Raw genomic sequence first — 21,911 nt, forward strand, 5'->3', positions numbered from 1 at the left:
CGCACCCCGACATTCTTCCGATATATCGGGGTGCGCCGCCGCCCACGCCCCAGCAGGGGAGACTCCAACCACAGCAAACCAGAGCTTTCAATACGGGATTCCAAAGGGCGAAGCCCTTTGGCCGCCGGAGCCCCCCCCTCTAAAGCTCAATCCTTCCAGCCGATGCCCCGCAGCCACCCGTAAGCCGCCCCCAGCCCGGCAAGGGGAAACACCGGCCAGGCCAGGTGCGCCTCCAGGAGTGCGTATCCTCCGCCCGCCACCAGCAGCGCCACGGCCCAGGCCTCCAGGCAGCGCCGCCGCCTTTGACGCGCCACAGGCCCCGGCCCCTTGAGCGGGGCCAGCAGCTCCATCCGCCCGGAGTCCGCCTCGGGCTCCGGGCGATGATGCACCCCCGACTGGAGCTTGTGCCCGCAGCCCCGGCAGGCGAGGGCGTCGTCCGGGTTGTTTCCGCCGCAACGGTTGCAGATCATGGTACCTGGCGCGTTGACAAATTTGCCCCGCATCCTACATGTTTCCGGGGCGATGTCCCTCCCTACCGCCGCGAACCGCGGCGGGCAACAAGCAAAGCGAGCACCCATGAGCGACGACCACGACCTCAAGCCCGTGTACCTGAACATCGTGCCCTGCCACGGCTGCGGGGCCTGCGCCGAAGTGGCCCCCGAAGTCTTCGAGATGGACCCCCTCACAGACCAGCCCATCCAACTGGCCGAGGAAGCCCCTGCGGAGACCATCCGCCAGGCCATCGCCTATTGCCCCAACGACTGCATCTCCACCGACGAGGAGTAGCCCGACCCTGCTCCGCCGGGTGCGCGACGCCGCCCGGTCCGGCGTGTTTCTGCCGATGCTGTCAATCCGCCGCCAGCCCCGGCGCAATCCTCCCGGAAGAGCCCTGCCCCCGGAAGCGAGAGCCCTGGGCGCTTCCCGCCCTACCACCCTCCCGTAACGCCGCCCCGCCCCTGCGCGGGCAGCCCTTCGCTGGCGCGCTCCCGCCCAAGCCGATCCGCCGACTTGTGGCCTTGTCAGGCTCCATCCCGCCAGGATTGCTTCAATAACGCACATATCCGGCCGTTTCCGAGCAAGAATGTTCATTTTTGAAGAATTATGCCGCCCGGCACCTTGTGCCCATAGTACAACTTTGTTAATAACCCTTTCTGCCTGTGGCTTACTGACAAATTTGTAACGCCACATCACACCGTAAACACAAATAATTTGGCACAAGAGCCCTTCCGTCACGCCCAGGCTGGGCGTTGCGGAAACAGAGAGCCGCCCAGGGACGCGATTGGCGCGTTTTTCTGGCGTATCGCCCGCTCGCGCGCCAGCTGTCCAACAGGAGGACTCCGATGATCCAGGCGGGCGACACCGCATTCGTGATGATCAGCGCGGCCCTGGTGCTGCTGATGACCCCGGGGCTGGCCCTGTTCTACGGCGGCATGGTCCGGCGCAAGAACGTGCTGGGCACTATCATGCAGAGCTTCGTGATGATCTCCCTGGTGAGCATCGAGTGGGTCTACCTGGGCTACTCCATGTGCTTCGGGCCGGACGCCGGCGGCGGCTTCATCGGCACGCTGGCCTGGTCGGGACTGGCCGGGGTGGGCGCGGCCCCCAACCCGGACTACGCGCCCACCATCCCCCACGCCGTGTTCATGATCTACCAGTGCATGTTCGCGGTCATCACCCCGGCGCTGATCACGGGCGCGTTCGCCGAGCGCGTGCGCTTCAGCTCCTTCGTGGTGTTCAGCCTGCTGTGGACGGTGCTGGTCTACAACCCGGTGTGCCACTGGGTCTGGGGCAACGGCGGCTGGCTCAAGGAGATGGGCGTGATGGACTTCGCCGGCGGCCTGGTGGTGCACCTGACCTGCGGCGCGGCGGCCCTCGCCTCGGTGATGATCATCGGCTCCAGGCGCGACCACGGCAGGCGCCAGTTCTTCCCCCACGACCTGCCCATGACGCTGCTCGGCACCGGCCTGCTCTGGTTCGGCTGGTTCGGCTTCAACGCGGGCAGCGCCCTTGCCGCCGACGGCGTGGCCGGGTCGGCCTTCGTGGCCACGCACCTGGGCGGCATGGCGGGTATGGCCATGTGGACCGTGATGGAATGGCTCTACCAGGGCAAGCCCACCACCCTGGGCGCGGCCTCGGGCGCTGTGGCCGGCTTGGCCACCATCACCCCGGCCGCCGGTTTCGTGGGCCCCAACGCGGCCGTGGTCATCGGCCTGGCCGCCGGGCTCTGCTGCTACTGGGCCGTGGTGCTCAAGAGCAAGCTGCACTTCGACGACAGCCTGGACGTTGTGGGCATCCACGGCCTGGGCGGCCTGCTGGGCACGCTCATGGCGGGCCTCTTCGCAAGCAAGCAGGTCAACCCCGCGGGAGCGGACGGACTTTTCTTCGGCAATCCCGCGCAATTGGGCATCCAGGCCCTTGGCATCGCCATCGTGGGCGCGTATGCTTTCATCGTCAGCTACGCCATCCTCAAGGCCGTCAACGCGACCATGGGCCTGCGCCTCACCCCGGATCAGGAAGGGGTTGGCCTGGACGTGGCGGAGCACAACGAAGCGGCATACGGCGAATAGCCACCCACTACCGAGCAGGGCAAGGAGCAGGCAATGAAGAAGATCGAAATCATCACGCGCCCCTATAAGACCGAAGACGTGAAGCAGGCCCTCACCGCCATCGGCGTGAAAGGCATGACCGCAGGTGAGGTGAAGGGCTTCGGACGCCAGCGCGGCCACAAGGAAATCTATCGCGGCGCCGAATACCAGGTGGATTTCGTGCCCAAGGTGAAGATCGAGGTGGTCGTCTCCGACGAGATGGCCCCCAAGGTCGTCAAGGCAGCCCGCGAGGCCGCCCTGACCGGCGAAGTGGGCGACGGCAAGATATTCATCATACCCGTGGACGACGTGGTGCGCATCCGCACCGGAGAGACCGGGGACGACGCCATCTAGCCCTCCGGCCTGCACATAGAATGCGAAAGCCCGCTCCGGTCTGTCCGGGGCGGGCTTTTTCGTGCTTGCTGAATACTGGGTCGCGCCTGTCCGATTTGGTCGCGTACCCTCGGGGGGCGACGGCGCGACCGCCGTCGAACTGTAATGTCGCTTGAGAGATGTTTCCCTGTTTGCGGGGTCGCCGGACTAGGTTCTGGCCTTGGGCCTGCACGCGCCGGTGCAGCAGCCTCCGGAGAGCATCTCGGAATAGGCGAAGAGGATGCGCCGTTCGCGCTCGGCCCGGTCCTCCGTGAGTGGCGGAACTGGGTTGGCGTCTGCCAGGGCGGCCAGATCGGCATGATGGGGGATGGCCCGCAAGCCCTCGCCCAGCACGATCCCGGAGCCTGAGGCGGCCAGCACGGCGGTCTTGGTGTCGGTGGTCAGCACAAGGGGCGCGGGGGGCACGTGCAGGCGGGCGGCGGCCAGGGCCTCGCGCACGTAGCTGCCCGGCTCGCCCGAGCAGAAGATCACAAGCATCAGGGGCGCGCCGTCGGGGCCGAGAGCGGCCATATCCACCATGCGGGTGTAGTCCTGCCCGTCGACGGGGAAGCAGACGCCGACCTTGGGCACTAGGGACTCGCGGGGGTAGCCCCGCTCCTCCACCAGCATGCGGGCCAGACCCTGGCGGTAGATCTCGTAGGAGGTCTCCTCCAACTCCTCGCCGGTGAGGTAGTCGCGGATGACGGTGCCAAGGGATTCTTCGTGCATGATGGTATCCTCGCTCAAAACATGGAAAAAGGCCGCCCGGTTGGGCGGCCTTGGAGGATAGCCTGGGGGAGGCGGCGGGGCAAGGGGGGTCAGACCAGGACCTTGTCCAGCGCCTTGCCAATCAGCACAATGGCGAGGGCGACGTTTGAGAGTACGTCAGAAATCTTTTTCATTTTCTCGTTCGCCTTTGATATTTCTCCTTCGATTTTCCCCACTTCAGCTGCGATATCCGCCAGTTCCTTTTCTTTTCCATTGAACTGCGCCTGCACGTAGCGCCTCTCCTGGTAGAGTAGGTTACTGGCCTGGCGGTCGAAGCCATCCCTCTCAGCCTCGGTGAAACTGCCGTCAAGAGCGTTCTCGGCCAGTTCCCTGTACCTCCGACGCAATTCTTCCAACACGGATTCTTTATCGCTCATAGTGCCTCCCGGCATACATTACTGGGGATTGATGGCGACAATCTTCGCCACTTGTTCGGCGAACTGAGACACAAAATCAGCCTGGGCACTCAGTTCTGCCTTGAGCCTTTCTAGGCTCTTCACGTCGGTGTAGTGCTCGGCGTAATCGGCAAGCTGTATGAACGACTTCTTCATGCTCTTTACGAGATCTGCTGGATTGTTGAGCTGCGCCGCGACATACTTCTGAGCGAGAAGGTCGATCATCTCCAAACGATGCTCCCGCTCCGCGAAGGTCATCCTGCTGGAACGTCTTTCCTTGTTGTACGAACTTGCCGCGTTCTTGACCTGCTCAAGATATTGGTCGGCGGTCAGCCCACCTAGGGCGGTCAAATCGGCATCCAAGGCGTTCAGAATGGCCATGACGGGATCTTTGGATTGTTTGATGAACTCCGCCACCTGCTTGTCCCTGTATATCGTCATGCCTGCTTCCATGCACATGTTGAGCAGTTTCCCCACCGGATCGGCGTAGCTCGACATGCTGTCGGGGGTGCCTGCGGCCTTGTTGATCTTCTCAACCAGAGAGAAGAAGCCGCCGGAAAGAGCCTGGAGAGATGCCCCCGACTGAGTTGGAGCAGTATTGCCCGCCAACTCGGAGAGGCGCTGCCCCAGCACGGCCAAATGGTTCAACAGGTCCATGCGCACCTTGATCCCTGCTGGGCTGAAGCCGGAACCGATGAGTGGCGTATATTCCGACTGCTTTTTCTTCAAAGGGTCCTGGGTAGGCACTTCCTGTTTGATCAATACTTCGAGTTGAGGATTGTAGAGCCGGGCGCTCAGGTATTCGGTCCGGTCGGCCTGGTTCAGGCCGGAGTAATACGCCTCCAGCACCGCCGTCGATGTGGCCACGCTTTGCTGGTAGTTCGCCAGCGGTTCCTTGAATTTAGCCGGGGCGCAGCCTCCGGCGAGGAGGCCGAAGGCCAGACACAACACAAACCCAGCAGCAAGACGGTTCATATGCGACCCTCCTCCTGTCCTTGGTCTGTTAAAAATGGTAAGTCGCCTGGGATCGAGTGCGGGATATCCGCAAAAGAGAGTTTTCGGTCACATGTATTGTAAATTATTGCGAGCAAGTCAACGAATCACGCACACAATACAACAAACTGATACAAAATCACCATACAACTCACAAGCGCATCATCCATGAACATGTTGAATTCAGCACACATCAGTGCATCACAGCGCAAGCTTTGCACAGTCATACTCCTTAGTAACTATCCGCACCAAGGACACTGCTATGAATCTGCTCGCCAAATCCGCACCGCAACCGCACGTTTACGGCTTCATTTCCCCACTCTGGTATAATTCCTGATTGCGCTAGGCCCTGAAATGTGGATTATGGAAGCTGGTGTTCCCGCGTTTCTTACGACCGGTCCGGCGTGAAACGGCTCAAGTGGCCGCCTATGCGGCTGTCGACTTGGCCCAGCTTTGCTGGTAGTGCGCACCGGTCCCCTGGTTCGGCCAGGGAGCGAGCCCGGCTCAGGGACGCGGACGCCATGCGGAAGCACGCACCCGCCGTCAGACTGTTCATGACTCACCCTCCTTGCAGCCGTATTTTCATGATGTTGGACGTCGCCTCGGATTCAGGCGTGGACGTATCCCGGCAGTACGGGGTTCCCGGGCCGAATACGGATCGAACCGTCCGGCCGTGAATCATGTGTCCGTACTTCAAGTTTCTTACATACAGGCGGTTAGCACCATGCCGAACCCACGTTGCGAAGCCATCTCATCCTTCCTGGTCATGGATATCCTCGAGCGCGCCTGCGCGCTGGAGCGCGAAGGCAAGGACATCATCCACCTCCAGATCGGCGAGCCTGATTTCGACACCCCGGAACCGGTCAAGGAGGCCGCGGCCAAGGCCGTCCGCGACGGCCACACCCACTACACCCACTCCCTGGGCCTGCCCGTGCTGCGCGAGTCCATCTGCGCCTATTACGAGCGCACCTACGGGGTGAACGTCCACCCGGACCAGATCCTGCTGACCCCCGGCACCTCCCCGGCCATGCTGCTCACCTTCTCGGCCCTGATCCACCCGGGCGACGAGGTGCTCCTGGCCAACCCGCACTACGCCTGCTACCCCAACTTCATCACCTACGCCGGGGGCCGCGTTCGCCGCGCCGACACCCGCGCCGAGGACGGCTTCCAGTTCACCCCGGCCAGCCTGGCCCCCTGCCTGGCCGATTCGCCGCGCGCGGTGGTGCTCAATTCCCCGGCCAACCCGGCGGGCACGGTGATCCCCGAGGCGGACCTCAAGGCCATCTGCGAGACCGGGACGCTGCTGGTCTCCGACGAGATTTACCACGGCCTGACCTACGAGGGCCGGGCCGCCAGCGCCCTGGAGTTCACGGACAACTGCTTCGTGCTCAATGGATTCTCAAAACTCTGGGCCATGACGGGCTGGAGGCTGGGCTGGGTCATCTCGCCCAGGAAGTACATGCCCGCCCTGCAGCGGCTGCAGCAGAACTTCTTCATCAGCGCGTCTTCCGTGGCGCAGTGGGCTGGCATCGCCGCCCTGGAGCAGTGCGGGGAGCATGTGGCGGCCATGGTGGCCGAGTACGGCAGGCGGCGCAGGGTGATGCTGGACGGGTTGGCCAAGCTGGGGCTCAAGGCCCCGGTGGAGCCCACGGGCGCGTTCTACGTGCTGGCCGACGCCCGGCACATCGGGCAGGACAGCCTGGCCCTGGCCCGCGACATACTGGAAAAGGCGCACGTGGGCGTGACCCCGGGCATCGACTTCGGACCGGGAGCGGAGGGCTACCTGCGCTTCAGCTACGCCAATTCGGTGGAGAACATCGAGGAAGGTCTGTCGCGCCTGGGGCGCTATCTCGACAACCGCTGATCGCAGACTGGCTCGGCCAGCCGTTGCGCCAGCGCGGCCGCGCCCCAGAGGCCCACGTTCTGGTCCCGCACGAGGCGTACGCCCACCCCGGCCATGAGCTCCGGGTGGGTGTGGCTGGCGCGGAATTCCCTCTCGAATGCCCAGTGGCTCAGGAACAGCGGGTTTTTGGCCGCCACGCCGCCGGAGACGTACACCCCGCCCCTGGCCACCACCTCCAGCACATAGTCACGGCAGGCCCGGCCCAGGAAGCGGGCGAACCACTCCGTGGTGGCGGCTTCGGCGTTCAGCGAGGCGGACACCTGGGCCGGGGCGAGAACCTCGCCCGTGAGGTAGCGGTTGAGAAGCGCCAGGCCGGAACCCGAGACCACGGTCTCCCAGCGGGCGAAAGGCTCGCCCGTGGCCCTGAGCACGAAATCCTGGAAGAGTCGCTCCTCCCCGGCATTGAACGGGAAGGCCGCGTGGCCGCCTTCGGAACTCCCCACCACGAAACCGCCCCGCCCGTCAGGGATCAGCGCAGCCTTGCCGAGCCCCGTGCCGGGGCCGACTACTGCCTGCGTTTCGGCTGCGTCCATGGTTCCGGGCAGCACCGGGTCGGACCCCTCCACGCCCAGAACGCGGCACCCGTGGGCCTGGGCGGTGAAGTCGTTCACCAGCAGGCTCGATGCGGGCAGCAGCCCGGAAGGGAGCAGGTCCAGGTCCAGGGTGTAGGGGATGTTGGGCGGCAGGCAGAAGCGCCCCTGACGCACCGGCCCTGCCACGGCCAGCACCGCCGCCGAGGGTGCGGGCAGGTCCCGCCCAGAGGGGGCGAGGGCGTCCATCGCTGAGCGGACCAGGGCCTCGAAGCCGCCCGCCGCTGCGCTGGGCAGCTCCACCCGGGCGGCCAAGGCCAGGGACTCCCCGCCCATGGCGAAAAGAGCGAACCGTCCGCTGGTGCCGCCGATATCCGCCGCAAGGACCGTCGCCCGGCAATGGGGTGCGCTGGCTGTAACCATATTCCCTCACTAGGACAAAACACCCACCCCGCGCAACCGGGAAGCGCCTGGCCGGGCATCCAAGATGACCTGCCCGGCCGCTTGCGCGGTTGTCAAAACGGCCGGTATCTGGGAAACACGTCCAACACCGAATTCCCGGAGGCACCCATGCGCATGCGCGCCCTGTCCGTCACGCTCTTCTGTTTCACCCTCCTGGCCGCTTCCGCTGTCCAGGCAGAACCCGTCCACTACAAGCAGCTCATCTCCATGCTCACCATCAGCCTGCCGGGGTGGACCCCCGGGGAACCCACGGGCCAGACCGTGCGCTCGCCGCTTGAGGCCAGCGAGGCCACCCAGGAGTTCACCAAGGGCGAGAGCCGCATCGAGGTGGCGGTGTTCGACGGAGGCCCGGCCATGGGCGCGGCCATGGGCGCAGTGAGCCAGATCGAAATGGAGAGCCCCGAGCAGTCCGTGAAGCCCCTGACCGTGAAGGGCTTCAAGGGCGCGGTGTACACCTATCCCAAGGAGAACGAGGCGGACCTGGTGCTCATGGTGCCGCCGCGCTTCGCCGTGACCGTGCATGCCTCCGGGACCACGGACGTGGAACTGCTCAAGAAGATCGCCGAGCAACTGGACCTGGCCAAGCTGGCTGCCGCCGGGAAGTAAGCATGGGGTGCGCCGACGAAATCCTCAACTATGTCGAGGTGGACGCCCTGCTCTCCTGCGCGGGGCAGCCCCGGGCCGAGGATTTCGCCGCCCTGGCCGCCGAAGGCTTCAGGGAAGTGATCAACCTGGCCACCGACGCCTCCACCGGGCACCTGCCCGACGAGCCGGAGTTGTGCGCCAGGGCCGGGATGGGCTTCACCTGGCTGCCCGTGGCCTGGGACGCGCCCGCCCTCCAGGATTTCGAGGCCTTCCGGGCCTGGCTGGCCCCCCGCAGGCAGGTCAGAACCCTGGTGCACTGCGCCAAGAACTGGCGGGCGTCCCTGTTCGTGGCGCTTTACCGCGTGCTGGAGGAGGGCCTTGCGCCGGACGCCGCCTGGGAGGAGGTGCTCACCATCTGGGAGCCGGATGATGTCTGGAAGGCGCTTGCCCGGGACGTGCTGGCCAAGGCCGGACTCCCGCTCCCCTGCACCTCGGCCTGACTACCGGCCCATACCCTCTACCCCAGCTTCACCGCCAGGGTCATGCCGTCGCCGATGGCGGTGAGGCAGGCGTCCACGCGCCTGTCGTTGCGCATGCGCTCGTTGAAGGCCCGGATGGCCAGGGTCTCGGGGTCATTGTTGTCCGGGTCCACCACGCGGCCGTACCAGAGGGTGTTGTCCACCGCGACTACGCCGCCCGGCCGCACCAGGGCCAGGCACTTGTCGAAGTAGTTCTGATAGTTGCCCTTGTCCGCGTCGATGAAGGCCATGTCGTAGGTTCCGGCCAGCCCCGCGTCCAGCAGGCTCTCCAGGGTGTCCAGCGCGGGGGCGATGCGCAGGTCCACCTTCTGCTCCACACCGGCCTCGCGCCAGTAGCGGCGGGCCACGTCGGTCCAGGGCACTGAGACGTCGCAGGCCGTGATGCGCCCCTCGGGCGGCAGGGCCAGGGCCACGCACAGGGCGGAGTAGCCTGTATAAACCCCGATCTCCAAAGTGCGTTTGGCCTGGGTCAGCCGGGCCAGCAACATCAGGAAGCGGCCCTGCTCCCAGCCCAGGCGCATGTGGGCCTTGACGTCCTTCGAGGTCTCCTCGGCCAGACGTGCCAGAATCTCCGGCTCCTTGATCTGCATGGCCCGCACGTAGGCCACCAGTTCCTCTGTCATCTCGAGCGGCTTCGTGGTCATGAGGACTCCAGTTCTTGACAAGGGATGTTTGATGCGTTTTGTAGCACCTCCGCTTTCTGGAGGAAACCGCCTTGAATGACGCCGCCGCGTTCCTGCTCACCGGAGTGACCCTGGGCCTCGCCGCCGGGCTGACCCCGGGGCCGCTGCAGATGCTCATCTGCGCCCAGACCATCGTGCACGGCCCGCGCGAGGGGGCCAAGGTGGCCCTGGCCCCCCTGTTCACGGACCTGCCCGTGATGGCCCTGTGCATCCTGGTGCTGGAGGCCTTCTCCGGCCAGAAGTGGCTCATGGGGCTGGTCTCGCTGGCTGGCGGCGTGGTGGTGCTGCGCTTCGGATGGGCCTGCCTGCGCTCGGGGCCGCTCAACCTGGCCCCGCCCGCCGGGGACGCGGGCTCCTGGCGCAAGGGGCTGGCCACCAACATATTGAACCCCAAGATGATCATCTTCTGGGGCACCGTGGGCGCGCCCACCATCCTGATGGCCTACGCGGCATCGGCAGGGGCGGCCGCGTCCTTCCTGCTGGGGTTCTACGCCCTGCTCATCGGCGTGAACCTGGCCCTGGCCTGGCTCACGGCGCGCTTCGCCGCCTTCCTGGCGGGCAACGGCTACGTCTGGACCATGCGCGCGCTGGGCCTGCTGCTCTGGCTGGCGGCGGCGCAACTGGTGTGGGACGGCCTGGGCCGCCTCGGCCTTGCCTAGCACCGCCCCACAGGCTACAAGATCGGTCTCCATCATCGACACCCGAGGAACTCCCATGCCCCATCACAAGCCCTACACCGTGGCCCTGGTCCAGATGGCACCGGCCGACACTCCCGGGCGCTCCATAGAAAAAGCCGCGCAGCTCTGCGCCGAAGCCGCGTCCCAGGGCGCGAAGATGATCTGCCTGCCGGAGCTCTTCGCCACGCCCTATTTCTGCCAGAGCGAGGACCACGCCTTCTTCTCCCTGGCGGAGCCCATCCCCGGCCCCACCACCGATGCCCTGGGCAAGGCGGCCAAGGCGGCCGGGTGCACCATCGTGGCCCCGCTGTTCGAGCGCCGCGCCGCCGGGCTCTACCACAACTCCCTGGCCGTCATCGGCCCGGACGGCGAGATCAACGGCGTCTACCGCAAGATGCACATCCCCGACGACCCGCTCTTCTACGAGAAGTTCTACTTCGCCCCCGGGGACCTGGGCTTCAAGCGCTTCGACACCCCCGTGGGCCCCATCGGCACCCTCATCTGCTGGGACCAGTGGTACCCCGAGGCCGCGCGCCTGACCGCCCTGCGCGGCTCGCACATCCTGTTCTACCCCACGGCCATCGGCTGGCACCCCTCCGAGAAGGCCCAGTACGGCACGGAGCAGCGCGACGCCTGGATCACCATCCAGCGCGCCCACGCCATCGCCAATGGCTGCTACGTGGCCGCCGTGAACCGCGTGGGGCACGAGGTGCCCGAGTGCGGCGGCGACGGCCTGGAGTTCTGGGGATCGAGCTTCATCTGCGGGCCCATGGGCACCATCCTGGCCCAGGCCTCCATCGGCAAGGAAGAGACCGTGCTCGCCGAGGTGGACCCCAAGCTCGTGGACACCACCCGCACCCACTGGCCCTTCCTGCGCGACCGCAGGATTGACGCCTACGGACCGCTGGAGAAACGCTTCATCGACGAGTAAGACCAAGACTGGGGGAAACCTTTTGTGAACAAAAGGTTCTCCCCCCGGACCCCCCTTCCAAAAAACTTTATTCCGCTTCGCGACGTTCGAGGGATAACGTTGCAAAGCGGAACGGGAGTCCAGAGGGACGAAGTCCCTTTGGCCGCCGGAGGCCCTCTTCCATGACCGCATCATCGCCCGCAGCCGACGCCTTCCGCCTGCCCGCCGAGTGGGAGCCCCACGCCGCCACCTGGCTGGCCTGGCCCAAGAACCGGGAGGACTGGCCCGGCAAGTTCCACCCCATCGGCTGGGTCTACGGTGAAATCACGCGCAAGCTGGCCCGCTACGAGACCGTGCGCGTCATCGTGGACGACGCAGCGCAGGAGGCCAAGGCCCGCCGCGTGCTGGAGAAGGTGGACGCCAACCTGAAGAACGTGCGCTTCCACCACATCCCCACGGACCGTGGCTGGACCCGCGACATGCTCCCCGCCTTCACCGTGGACGCGGCGCGCGCCAACGCCAGGGCGGTCTGCTTCGGCTTCACCGGCTGGGCCAAGTACCCCAACCACCTGCTGGACGCCCAGGTGGCCCAGGCCGTGGCCCGTGAACTGGGCCTGGAGGCAGCCGCACCCGAGCGGGACGGCAGGCGCGTGGTGCTGGAGGGCGGCGGCATCGACTGCAACGGCCAGGGGGCCATGCTCACCACCGAGGAATGCTTTCTGGACCCCATCACCCAGACCCGCAATCCGGGCATGAACGCGGCCCAGTACGAGGCCGTGTTCCGCGAGCACCTGGGCGTCACGCAGGTGATCTGGCTGGGCCAGGGCATCGCGGGCGACGACACCCACGGCCACGTGGACGACCTCTGCCGCTTCGTGGCGCGGGACAAGGTCCTGCTCTGCAAGGAGAACGACCCGGCCGACGCCAACTACCGCATCCTGGAGGAGAACAGGGAGCGCCTGGAAGGCGTGCGCCTGGAGGACGGCTCCAAGCTGGAAGTCGTGCCCCTGCCCATGCCCGAGCCCCTGTATTTCGATGGCGTGCGTGTGCCCGCCAGCTACGCCAACTTCTACATCGCCAACGGCACCGTGCTGGTGCCCACCTTCAACGACCCGCAGGACCGCACCGCCCTGGGCATCATCGCGGAGTGTTTCCCGGACCGCGCGGTCACGGGCATCCACGCGGTGGACCTGGTCTGGGGCTTCGGCACCCTGCACTGCCTCACCCACGAGCAGCCAGCGGCTGGCAAGCACAAATAGAAAAGGGGGGCCTCGGCCCCCCTTCTTCGTTTCCGGCGTCGAATGAGATCAACGCTCGTCCAGCAGGGCCGCGCGCCCGGCCATGCCGGCCAGCTCCACGGCGACCTCGCGCATATTGTAGTAATAGCTGAAGAAGCGCATCACCACCTCCAGCGTATAGCCGGGCAGCACCCGCTCCATGCGCAGGCGGGAGAGGGCGTCCTCGGCCTCGGCTATGGCCCGGAGCACGTCGTCCACAGGGCCGGGGTGCCTGTCCGCACCGATGGCCAGGGCCAGGCGGGTCATAGCCGTGATGGTGGTCTGGGCCAGCAGGTCCATCTCCCGGGCCACGAAACCGTGCAGCTCCTCCAGCTCGTCGTGGTGTACGGCGTGCTCCATGGAGAGCAGATGCTCGGCGATGCGCTCCGTGAAGTTGAAGAGCGAGACCGTGATCTGCTCGCGCACGGCCAACCCGGCGGGCTCACGCTTGGCCTCCTCCAGCAGGAGGTGGTTGCGCTCGCGGGTCTTCTCCAACTTGGCGATGGCGGCGGCCTCCTCGCCGGGGTCGCAATCCTGCCCGCGACGGCAGGAGAGCAGGATGGAGTACAGCGCGGCCTCGTCGTGCAGGGCGCTCACCACGCCCGCCTTGAGCTGCCTTCCCGCGCGGGAGGGCCAGACGAAGGCCGTGAAGAACAGCGCCACGCACACGCCCACCGTGATCTCGAAGAAGCGCGCGGAGGCCACCCAGGCGATGGAGTGGCCCTGGTTGCCCATGAGGATGACGATGGCGGCGGTCATTCCGGCCATGCGGAAGGACTCGTGCAGGTGGATGAAATAGGCGCAGACCAGGATGCACAGGCCCGTCTCCAGCCCGAGCGCCGCGGGGTGGGTGCCGAGAAGGCCCAGTGCCAGCGCGCCCATGATGGCGCCCAGGGCCGTGCCCATGATGCGGTTCAGCCCGGCGCGCAGCGAGCCGCCCAGGTTGGTCTGCATGACCACGATGACGCTGACCACGGCCCAGTAGCCCTGGGGCAGGTTCAGCAGTTCGGTGATGGCGTAGGCGGAGACGGCCGCGCCCGCCGTCTTGAGGCCGTGGCGGAAATGCGACTGGTTCGGTATGGGGAGTTTCATACAACGTCCGTGGAATCTGTGGAATCTGGGGAGAACGGCGCGGCTGGAGCAGGGTCATTATGGCGCATCGCGCACGACAGTCAATGCCGGGGCCGATCAAAATCATACCCGCACGGCTGAAACCGGATGGGGGGAATCCGCGCTCTGGCCCAGCATACTATACCTCAATGGTATACAATTGGTGCAGTTGGTACAATTTAGGATGAAAAAGACGAAAACCGAGCCCCGCCGCCTTGACCGGCGCCAAATCTGTCGGTAGCCTAACAGGCCAAGAAATGACGCTTTGGTCATTTTATTCCCGCCTTTCCACCCCGTAACGCTTCGAAGGAGCTGGTTCTATGGCTTGGCGTGCATTCACGGCCTTGTGTCTGGTCCTGTGTTCCCTACTCCCGGCGTGGGCTTCCGACACCCTCAAGATCGGAGCCGTGCTCTCCGCCAGCGGCCCTGCCTCCTTCCTTGGCGAGCCCGAGAAGAACACCCTGGTCATGCTGCAGGAGCGCATCAACGCCACGGGCGGCATCGGCGGGAAGAAGATCGAGGTCATCATCTACGACGACGAGTCCGACGTGAACAAGGCCGTGCTGGCCGCCGAGAAGCTCATCAAGAAGGACCAGGTGGCCGCCATCGTGGGCCCCTCCATCTCGGGCAACACACTGGCCATCATGAACAAGGCCGCCGAAGCCAAGATCCCCCTGCTTTCCATGTCCGCCGCGGAGAAGATCGTCAATCCGGTCACTCCCTGGATATTCAAGACCCCCCAGTCCGACCGCCTGGCCGTGCAGGGCATCCTGGCCCACGCCAAGGCCGCGGGCGTCGCCAAGATGGCCATCATCACCGTGTCCGACGGCTACGGACAGAGCGGGCGCGAGGTGCTCAAGGAGCTTATCCCCGCGGCCGGCATGGAGCTGGTGGCCGACGAGGTCTACGGCCCCAAGGACACCGACATGACCGCCCAGCTGACCAAGATCGGCGGCGCGGGCGCGCAGGCCGTGATCTGCTGGGGCACCAACCCCGGCCCTGCCGTGGTGGCCCGCAACCGCGCCCAGCTCGGCATGAAGACGCCTCTGTACATGAGCCACGGCGTGGCCTCGCAGAAGTTCATCGAGCTGGCCGGAGAGGCCGCCGAAGGCCTGGTGCTGCCCGCCAGCTGGCTCATCGTGGCGGACCAGATGCCCGACGGCCCGTACAAAACGCTTCTCAGCGGCTACATTACCGACTATACTTCGAAGTTCGGCGTTGCCCCGTCGGCATTCGGGGGCTATGCCTGGGACGCGCTCACCCTGCTGGCCGAGGCCGCCCGCATCTCCGGGGACACCTCGCCGCAGGCGTTGCGCGACGGCCTGGAGAAGATCTCCGGCTTCGTGAGCGCCACGGGCACCTTCACCTTCTCGCCCAACGACCACAACGGGCTCGACGCGTCGAGCTTCGCCATGGTCGAGATCAAGGGCGGGAAGTTCGTCCTGCTGCGCTAGAGGCGTGATTCCCGGCGTGGCAGGCGCCGCCCCGCGCCCGCGCCTGCGGGAACCCATATCGTCATTGCTGTGAAGCGCCGCGCGGGATGCCTGCGCGGCCAGGCAAGGGGAGACGCATGATGCTTCGTATTCTGGGTCTTGTGGCGGCGGCCGTTCTCTGGGCCGCGCAGGGTTTCGCTGCCGATCCCATCAAGATCGGCGCGGTGGTCTCGGTCTCCGGTCCGGCCTCCTTCCTGGGCGAGCCCGAGAAGAACACCCTGGAGATGGTCAAGGAAGAGATCAACGCCAAGGGCGGCATCCTGGGCAGGCCCGTGGAGCTTGTGCTCTACGACGACGAGTCCGACGTGAACAAGGCCGTTCTGGCCGCCGAGAAGCTCCTCAAGAAGGACGGCGTCTGCGCCGTTGTCGGGGCCACCACCTCCGGCTCCACCCTGGCCATCATGAACAAGTTCCCCGCGGCCAAGGTGCCGCTGGTATCCATGTCGGCGGCCGAGAAGATCGTCAACCCGGTGAACCCCTGGGTGTTCAAGGTGGCCCCCTCGGACCGCCACGCCGCCGGGCGCATCCTCAAGCACGCCAAGGCCCAGGGCTACAAGAACATCGCCATCCTGAGCGTGTCCGACGGCTTCGGCCAGGCCGGGCGCGAGGTGCTCAAGGAGCTGGTGCCCGCCCAGGGCTTCACCCTGGTGGCCGACGAGGTCTTCGGCCCCAAGGACACCGACATGACCGCCCAGCTGACCAAGATCGCCGACGCCAAACCCGACGCCATCATCTGCTGGGGCACCAACCCCGGCCCCGCCGTGGTGGCCCGCAACCGCGCCCAGCTCGGCATGAAGACACCCCTCTACATGAGCCACGGCGTGGCCTCCAAAAAGTTCATCGAGCTGGCGGGCGAATCCGCCGAGGGACTGATGCTCCCGGCCGGACACCTGATCGTGGCCGCCCAGCTGCCAGATTCCCAGCCCCAGAAGGCCCTGCTCATGGCCTACACCGCCGGGTATCAGGAGCGCTTCAAGTCCCCCGTGTCCACCTTCGGCGGCCACGGGTGGGATTCGCTGCAGCTGCTGGCCAAGGCCATCGAGACCGCCAAGTCAGACAAGCCCGAGGCCATCCGCGACGCCCTGGAGCAGGTCACCGCCTTCCCCGGCATCGGCGGCGTGTTCAGCTTCACCCCCACGGACCACAACGGTCTGGACGAGAACGCCTTCGAGATGGTCATCATCCAGGGCGGAGACTGGAAGATACTCCAATAACGGACGGCCGGGGGCTACCCCGGCCGACTTCCCCACCGCACACATGCTTTTCGGCGCACCGCAATACCTCGTCTCCGGCCTGACCGTGGGAGCCACCTACGGGCTTACCGCCCTTGGCTTCACCATGATCTACAATACCACCGGGATCATCAACTTCGCCCAGGGTGAGTTCGTGATGCTCGGCGGCATGCTCTCCGTGGTGCTGCTCAAGGCCGGGCTGCCCCTGCCCCTGGCCATCCTGGCGGCGGTGCTCTGCTCCGCCCTGGCCGGGTGCCTCATGGAGCGCGCCGTGATCCGCCCCGTGGGCCGCTCCGCGCCGGTGAACCTGGTGATCATCACCATCGGCGTGTCCATTCTGGTGCGCGGCGTGGTCATGCTCGTCTGGGGCAAGGACACTTTCGCCCTGCCCGCCTTCACCGGGGCCAAGCCCCTGCGCATCCTAGAGGCCTCCGTGCAGCCGCAGAGCCTGTGGGTGCTGGCCATCACGCTCCTGGTGCTGGGGGCGCTCAAGCTGTTCTTCTCGCGCACGATCCACGGCAAGGCCATGCTGGCCTGCGCCTGCGAGCGCAAGGCCGCCGCGCTCATGGGCATCTCCGTGGAGCGCATGGCCATGTTCTCCTTCGGCATGTCCGGGTTCCTGGGCGCGGTGGGCGGGGCCATCCTGACCCCCATCACCCTGACTTCCTACGACGTGGGCGTCATGCTCGGGCTCAAGGGCTTCGCGGCCTGCATCCTGGGCGGGCTGGGCAACCCCTTCGGCGCGGCCGCCGGGGGGCTGATCCTGGGCGTGCTGGAGTCCTTCGGGGCCGGGTTCATCTCATCGGCCTACAAGGACGCCTTCGCCTTCATCGTGCTGCTCCTGCTGCTCTTCGTCAAACCCACGGGCCTCTTCGGCGGCCCCAAGTCGGACAGGGTCTAGCCCGTGGCCGCCTCCGCCCGCTCCCTGCAGATGGCCGCGTTCGCGTGCCTGCTGGCCGCCGCCCCGCTGGCCCTTTCCAACGACTACTACATCAACATCCTCATCCTGTGCTGCTTCAACGCCCTGATCGTCATGGGGCTGAACCTGCTCATGGGCTACGCCGGGCAGGTGTCGCTGGGGCACGCTGCCTTCTTCGGCCTGGCGGCCTACACCACGGCGGTGCTCACGGCCACGGCCGGACTGCCCGTCTGGGTGGGCGTCCCGGCCGGGATCGCGGTCTCCGCCCTTGTGGCCTGGCTCATAGCGGTGCCCACGCTCAAGCTCCAGGGCAACTACCTGGCCATGGCCACCCTGGGCTTCGGCATCATCGTCTCCATCGTGTTCAACGAGGCCGTGAACATCACCGGCGGCCCCTCCGGGTTCGTGGGCATCCCACGCCTGAAGCTCCTCGGCTACACCTTCAGCTCGGACACGGCCTACTACTACCTGACAGCGGGCGTGCTCTGGCTGGCCACGCTCGTCTCCCGCAGGATCATCGACTCGCGCACGGGCCGCGCCCTGCGGGCCATCCACGTCAGCGAGCAGGCCGCCCAGGCCATGGGCGTGGACATCGCCCGGCACAAGCGCTTCGTGTTCGTGCTCTCGGCCGTGTACGCGGGCGTGGCGGGCACGCTCTACGCCCACCACCTGACCTTCGTGGCGCCCTCCTCCTTCGGGTTCAACTTTTCTGTGCAGCTGATCACCATGGTGGTGCTGGGCGGCATGGCCAGCCTCTGGGGCGCGGTGGCCGGGGCCTTCTTCCTGACCTCGCTGCCCGAATTCCTGCGCGTCTTCGAGGAGATGGACATCCTGATCTACGGGGCCATGCTGGTGGCCTGCATGATGTTCATGCCCTCCGGCCTGGCCGGGGGCCTGGGCAAGCTGTTCGCTGTGCTGAAGGCCAAGCTCAAGCCCGAACCCAAGCCCGAACCCAAGCCCGAACCCAAGGCGGACTCCCGTGGCTGAGCTGCTTGAAGTCAGGGGCGTTTCGGTACGTTTCGGCGGCGTTCAGGCCCTGACCGAGGTGGATCTCACCGCCCGCGCGGGGGACATCACCTCCGTCATCGGGCCCAACGGCGCTGGCAAGACCACCCTGCTGGGCGTGATCAACGGCGCGGTCACTCCCCTCGGCGGCAGCGTCCGGCTGGACGGGGCCGACCTCTCGGGCCGCCCCATCTTCGAGCGCGCGGCATCGGGCGTGGTGCGCACCTTCCAGAACCTGGAGATCTTCTCCAACATGACGGTGCTCGAGAACGTGATGACCGGCGCCCACCTGCACGCCGGCTACACCCTGCTGGACAGCCTGCTGCGCACCCCCCGCTTCCGGCGGGAGGAGAAGCGCCTGGCCGCCCTCTGCCAGGAGAAGCTCGACTTCGTGGGCCTGGCACACAAGGGGCACCTCCCGGCGGCGGACCTGCCCTACGGCGAGCAGCGCCTGCTGGAGATCGCCCGGGCCATCGCCGTGGAGCCCAAACTGCTCCTGCTGGACGAGCCAGCCGCGGGCATGAACAACAAGGAGACCCAGCAGCTCGGGGCCATCATCCGGCGCATCCGCGGCGAGCTTTCCATCGGCGTGGTGCTGGTGGAGCACGACATGGAGCTGGTGATGGACGTCTCCGACCGCATAACGGTGCTCAATTTCGGGCGCATCCTGGCCGTGGGGACCCCCCGCGAGATCCAGGACAACCCCGAGGTGGTGGCCGCCTACCTGGGCGAGGACTGATGCTCACCCTGACCAACCTGGACATTTCCTACGGCCGCATCCGCGCCGTGCGCCGCGTCTCCATGCATGTGGACGCGGGCGAGATCGTGGCCCTGATCGGGGCCAACGGCGCGGGCAAGACCACCCTGCTCTCCGCCATCTCCGGCCTGCTGCGGCCCGAGGCGGGCCAGGTGGTCTTCGACGGCAAGGACGTGACCCGCTTCGCCCCGGAAAAAATCGTGCGCCTGGGCCTCTCCCACGTGCCGGAGCGCCGCCTGGTGTTTAAGCCCCTCTCCGTGGCCGACAACCTGCTCCTGGGCTCCTACACGCGCCACGGCAAGACGCCGCGCTCCGTGCTGGACCAGGACCTGGAGTCGGTGTACGCCATGTTCCCGGTGCTGCGCGAACGCGCCCGCCAGCCCGCCGGGACGCTCTCCGGAGGCGAGCAGCAGATGCTGGCCATCGGGCGCGCGCTCATGGCCGGGCCGAAGATGCTGCTGCTGGACGAGCCGGGCATGGGCCTGGCCCCCACCGTCTGCCGCGATATCTTCAAGCGCGTGCTGCAGCTGCGCGAGGAGCGCGGGCTCACCGTGCTTCTGGTGGAGCAGAACGCCAAGAGCGCGCTGGCCGTGGCCGACAGGGGCTACGTTCTGGAGACCGGCAGGGTCATCCTGCAGGGCCAGTCCTCCGAACTGCTCGCCAACCGGGACGTGCAGCGCGCATACCTTGGGCGCGACAAATCACGAGAGGAGTGATCCCGCATGCGTCGTATCGCCATATTCGCCTTCATGATGTTCCTGGCGGCCTCCACGGCCCTGGCCCAGGGCAAGTTCGTCACCGACTTCAAGGGCATCCAGTTCGGCAAGGACCTCGGCGAGATCGAGCGCATGGCCCCTACCGAGAGCCGTGGCGAGATGAAGCTCTACAAGCGTTACGCCGACGACCGCACCTTCCAGGGCCAGCCCCTCAAGGAGCTGCATTACGGCTTCTACAAGAACAAATTCTGCCTGGCCATGTTCTCCACCCAGGGGCCCAGCGCCTACACCACCCTCAAGGCCTATTTCGACACCAACTACGGCCCGGCCCGCCAGCCCACGGTGAACGTGAAGCGTTTCGACTACACCGCGGGCGAAGTGGCTATCCAACTGGCCTACAACGACAACACCAAGATCGCGGAGGTCAGCTACCTCTACCTGCCGATCACGCGACAGTTCATGCCCAAACAGTAGCCGTCCTTTCGTTCAGTCCCGGGGCGGGCGGACCGCGCGCCCCGGAAGCCAACCCATTGCAGCGAGGCCGTCCATGATCTGGGAACCAAAGTACGAAACCATGGAGCGGGACCAGCTGCGCCAGCTCCAGCTGGAGCGGCTCCAGTCCACGCTGACCCGCGTGGCCCGCAACGTGCCCTACTACCGCAAGGCCTTCGCCGAGGCGGGCATCGACCCGGACGACTTCCGCAGCCTCTCCGACCTTTCGCGCATCCCGTTCACCACCAAGGCAGTGCTGCGCGACGCCTACCCCTACGGGTTCTTCGCCGTGCCCCTGCGCGAGGTGGTGCGGCTGCACGCCTCCTCGGGCACCACGGGCAAGGCCACCGTGGTGGGCTACACCGCGGGGGACATGAAGAAGTGGGCCTCCCTGGTGGCCCGCGTGCTGGTGGCGGGCGGCGTCACCCGCGAGGACGTGGTGCAGATCGCCTTCCACTTCGGCCTGTTCACCGGGGGATTCGGCTTCCAGCAGGGCGCCGAGGCCCTTGGCGCGGCCCTGGTTCCGGCCTCCAGCGGCAACACCCGCCGCCAGATCGCCATCATGCAGGATTTCAAGACCTCCGTGCTCGTCTGCACCCCCGGCTACGCCTTGCACCTGGCCCGCGTCATGGAGGAGATGGGCGTCAACGCCAACGCGCTCAACCTGCGCCACGGCCTGTTCGGCGCGGAGAGCTGGTCCGAGGCGGCCAGGACCCAGATCGAGGACAGGCTCAAGCTCACCGCCACCGACAACTACGGCGTGAGCGAGGTCATGGGGCCTGGCGTGGCGGGCGAGTGCCTGGAGCGCAGCGGCCTGCACATAAGCGAGGACCACTTCCTGGTGGAGGTGGTGGACCCGGCCACCGGCGAGCCCGTGGCCGAGGGCGAGGAAGGCGAGCTGGTGATCACCACCCTCGCCAAGGAGGCCTTCCCCCTGATCCGCTTCCGCACCGGCGACCGCACCCGCCTGCTGCCCGGAACCTGCCCCTGCGGCAGGACGCTCGCGCGCATGGCCAGGGTCAGCGGCCGCGTGGACGACATGCTCATCCTGCGGGGTGTGAACGTGTTCCCGGGGCAGGTAGAGTCCATCCTGCTGGAGATCGAGGGCACCACGCCCCAGTGGCGCGTGGTGCTGGACAGCGAGGGCGGCCTGGACCGCGCCACCGTGGAGCTGGAGGTGGACGAGAATTTCGTGTTCGACCGCATGGCCGACCAGCAGCGGTTCCTGGATACGGTGAAGAAGCGCCTGACCTCGGGGCTTGGGGTCGGGTTCGACGTGCGCATGACCGAACACGGCTCCCTGAGCCAGGAGGAAGGCGGCAAGAGCCGCCGCGTGCTGGACCGGCGCGGCGCGTAGGAAGACGAAAATTTTCGGGGGTTGAAGCCTCCGGCGGCCAAGGGGCTGAAGCCTCGTGGAACCCCGGGCGGGTATTCGTGTTGGAGTCTGGCCAGGTGGCCTGCGCAGCGAGGCGCTGGGCGATATATCGGAAGAATATCGTCCAGCGCCT

The 21,911-nt window shown here is 66.4% G+C and carries 24 protein-coding genes; 17 read left to right on the forward strand and 7 right to left on the reverse strand.

All coding sequences use genetic code 11. The annotated features are described in order from the left end of the window. Window positions 1–146 precede the first annotated feature (146 nt). Entirely contained in the window at window positions 147–470 is a 324-nt protein-coding gene (locus tag MLE18_RS17445; RefSeq protein ID WP_243440081.1) for a zinc ribbon domain-containing protein, read from the reverse strand. Between the two features lie 106 nt (window positions 471–576). On the opposite strand from MLE18_RS17445, the gene MLE18_RS17450 reads away from it, so the two are divergent. The 3 genes from MLE18_RS17450 to MLE18_RS17460 all read left to right on the forward strand — a co-directional run bounded on the left by MLE18_RS17450 (window position 577) and on the right by MLE18_RS17460 (window position 2,939). Next, on the forward strand, window positions 577–786 hold the full coding sequence (locus MLE18_RS17450; protein WP_243440082.1) for a ferredoxin: 210 nt from the start codon (window positions 577–579) through the stop codon (window positions 784–786). Between the two features lie 554 nt (window positions 787–1,340). Further along, on the forward strand, window positions 1,341–2,567 hold the full coding sequence (locus MLE18_RS17455) for an ammonium transporter (protein ID WP_272881751.1): 1,227 nt from the start codon (window positions 1,341–1,343) through the stop codon (window positions 2,565–2,567). Window positions 2,568–2,600: 33 nt separating this feature from the next. Next, window positions 2,601–2,939, forward strand: coding sequence for a P-II family nitrogen regulator (locus MLE18_RS17460; RefSeq protein WP_243440083.1), 339 nt, complete (start codon window positions 2,601–2,603; stop codon window positions 2,937–2,939). 186 nt (window positions 2,940–3,125) lie between these two features. Here MLE18_RS17460 and MLE18_RS17465 read toward each other — a convergent pair whose 3' ends face one another. From MLE18_RS17465 to MLE18_RS17475, 3 genes are all read right to left on the reverse strand, one after another. Then, entirely contained in the window at window positions 3,126–3,686 is a 561-nt protein-coding gene (locus MLE18_RS17465) for a type I restriction enzyme HsdR N-terminal domain-containing protein (RefSeq protein WP_243440084.1), read from the reverse strand. An 89-nt stretch (window positions 3,687–3,775) separates the two neighbouring features. Continuing rightward, window positions 3,776–4,102: a hypothetical protein gene (locus MLE18_RS17470; protein ID WP_243440085.1), complete on the reverse strand. Its 327-nt coding sequence runs from the start codon at window positions 4,100–4,102 to the stop codon at window positions 3,776–3,778. Between the two features lie 18 nt (window positions 4,103–4,120). Continuing rightward, complete coding sequence (locus MLE18_RS17475; RefSeq protein WP_243440086.1) at window positions 4,121–5,095, reverse strand: hypothetical protein; 975 nt, start codon at window positions 5,093–5,095, stop codon at window positions 4,121–4,123. Window positions 5,096–5,837: 742 nt separating this feature from the next. On the opposite strand from MLE18_RS17475, the gene MLE18_RS17480 reads away from it, so the two are divergent. After that, a complete protein-coding gene (locus MLE18_RS17480; protein ID WP_243440087.1) occupies window positions 5,838–6,977 on the forward strand; it encodes a pyridoxal phosphate-dependent aminotransferase in 1,140 nt (379 codons plus the stop codon). Here MLE18_RS17480 and MLE18_RS17485 read toward each other — a convergent pair. Next, window positions 6,959–7,969 carry a glucokinase gene (locus MLE18_RS17485; RefSeq protein ID WP_243440088.1) on the reverse strand — a complete coding sequence of 337 codons (1,011 nt, stop codon included), beginning with the start codon at window positions 7,967–7,969 and terminating at the stop codon, window positions 6,959–6,961. The two genes, MLE18_RS17480 and MLE18_RS17485, sit on opposite strands and share 19 nt — an antisense overlap. A gap of 147 nt (window positions 7,970–8,116) precedes the next feature. Here MLE18_RS17485 and MLE18_RS17490 point away from each other — a divergent pair, with 147 nt between their 5' ends. Together MLE18_RS17490 and MLE18_RS17495 are read left to right on the forward strand one after the other, a co-directional pair. Beyond that, window positions 8,117–8,614: a hypothetical protein gene (locus tag MLE18_RS17490; RefSeq protein WP_243440089.1), complete on the forward strand. Its 498-nt coding sequence runs from the start codon at window positions 8,117–8,119 to the stop codon at window positions 8,612–8,614. A gap of 2 nt (window positions 8,615–8,616) precedes the next feature. Next, window positions 8,617–9,093 carry a protein tyrosine phosphatase family protein gene (locus MLE18_RS17495; RefSeq protein ID WP_243440090.1) on the forward strand — a complete coding sequence of 159 codons (477 nt, stop codon included), beginning with the start codon at window positions 8,617–8,619 and terminating at the stop codon, window positions 9,091–9,093. Window positions 9,094–9,110: 17 nt separating this feature from the next. Here MLE18_RS17495 and MLE18_RS17500 read toward each other — a convergent pair whose 3' ends face one another. Then, a complete protein-coding gene (locus MLE18_RS17500) occupies window positions 9,111–9,776 on the reverse strand; it encodes an O-methyltransferase (protein WP_243440091.1) in 666 nt (221 codons plus the stop codon). A gap of 71 nt (window positions 9,777–9,847) precedes the next feature. On the opposite strand from MLE18_RS17500, the gene MLE18_RS17505 reads away from it, so the two are divergent. The 3 genes from MLE18_RS17505 (at window position 9,848) to MLE18_RS17515 (ending at window position 12,661) form a co-directional block, all read left to right on the forward strand. After that, window positions 9,848–10,474, forward strand: a complete 627-nt coding sequence (locus MLE18_RS17505; RefSeq protein ID WP_243440092.1) for a LysE family translocator — start codon at window positions 9,848–9,850, stop codon at window positions 10,472–10,474. A 55-nt stretch (window positions 10,475–10,529) separates the two neighbouring features. Continuing rightward, entirely contained in the window at window positions 10,530–11,423 is an 894-nt protein-coding gene (locus MLE18_RS17510) for a carbon-nitrogen hydrolase (RefSeq protein ID WP_272881752.1), read from the forward strand. 161 nt (window positions 11,424–11,584) lie between these two features. Beyond that, window positions 11,585–12,661, forward strand: a complete 1,077-nt coding sequence (locus MLE18_RS17515; protein WP_243440093.1) for an agmatine deiminase family protein — start codon at window positions 11,585–11,587, stop codon at window positions 12,659–12,661. A 48-nt stretch (window positions 12,662–12,709) separates the two neighbouring features. On the opposite strand, the gene MLE18_RS17520 is transcribed toward MLE18_RS17515, so the two are convergent. After that, window positions 12,710–13,771, reverse strand: a complete 1,062-nt coding sequence (locus MLE18_RS17520; RefSeq protein ID WP_243440094.1) for an FUSC family protein — start codon at window positions 13,769–13,771, stop codon at window positions 12,710–12,712. A 338-nt stretch (window positions 13,772–14,109) separates the two neighbouring features. On the opposite strand from MLE18_RS17520, the gene MLE18_RS17525 reads away from it, so the two are divergent. The 8 genes from MLE18_RS17525 to MLE18_RS17560 all read left to right on the forward strand — a co-directional run bounded on the left by MLE18_RS17525 (window position 14,110) and on the right by MLE18_RS17560 (window position 21,760). Continuing rightward, window positions 14,110–15,243 carry an ABC transporter substrate-binding protein gene (locus tag MLE18_RS17525; protein WP_243440095.1) on the forward strand — a complete coding sequence of 378 codons (1,134 nt, stop codon included), beginning with the start codon at window positions 14,110–14,112 and terminating at the stop codon, window positions 15,241–15,243. A 116-nt stretch (window positions 15,244–15,359) separates the two neighbouring features. Next, a complete protein-coding gene (locus tag MLE18_RS17530) occupies window positions 15,360–16,496 on the forward strand; it encodes an ABC transporter substrate-binding protein (RefSeq protein WP_243440096.1) in 1,137 nt (378 codons plus the stop codon). A gap of 43 nt (window positions 16,497–16,539) precedes the next feature. Then, window positions 16,540–17,415: a branched-chain amino acid ABC transporter permease gene (locus MLE18_RS17535; protein ID WP_243440097.1), complete on the forward strand. Its 876-nt coding sequence runs from the start codon at window positions 16,540–16,542 to the stop codon at window positions 17,413–17,415. A 30-nt stretch (window positions 17,416–17,445) separates the two neighbouring features. Next, on the forward strand, window positions 17,446–18,420 hold the full coding sequence (locus MLE18_RS17540; protein ID WP_243440104.1) for a branched-chain amino acid ABC transporter permease: 975 nt from the start codon (window positions 17,446–17,448) through the stop codon (window positions 18,418–18,420). Beyond that, entirely contained in the window at window positions 18,413–19,177 is a 765-nt protein-coding gene (locus MLE18_RS17545) for an ABC transporter ATP-binding protein (RefSeq protein WP_243440098.1), read from the forward strand. Before MLE18_RS17540 ends, MLE18_RS17545 begins: the two co-directional genes overlap by 8 nt. Continuing rightward, a complete protein-coding gene (locus MLE18_RS17550) occupies window positions 19,177–19,911 on the forward strand; it encodes an ABC transporter ATP-binding protein (protein ID WP_243440099.1) in 735 nt (244 codons plus the stop codon). The genes MLE18_RS17545 and MLE18_RS17550 overlap by 1 nt, the downstream gene beginning before the upstream one ends. A 6-nt stretch (window positions 19,912–19,917) precedes the next feature. Next, window positions 19,918–20,385 carry a hypothetical protein gene (locus MLE18_RS17555; protein ID WP_243440100.1) on the forward strand — a complete coding sequence of 156 codons (468 nt, stop codon included), beginning with the start codon at window positions 19,918–19,920 and terminating at the stop codon, window positions 20,383–20,385. A gap of 73 nt (window positions 20,386–20,458) precedes the next feature. After that, the gene (locus MLE18_RS17560; RefSeq protein WP_243440101.1) at window positions 20,459–21,760 is read left to right on the forward strand and encodes a phenylacetate--CoA ligase family protein; all 1,302 of its coding nucleotides are present in this window, start codon (window positions 20,459–20,461) and stop codon (window positions 21,758–21,760) included. The last annotated feature ends 151 nt before the right edge of the window (window positions 21,761–21,911 follow it).

Origin of the sequence: Fundidesulfovibrio soli (genome assembly GCF_022808695.1) — a bacterium.
Taxonomy (GTDB): Bacteria; Desulfobacterota; Desulfovibrionia; order Desulfovibrionales; family Desulfovibrionaceae; genus Fundidesulfovibrio; species Fundidesulfovibrio soli.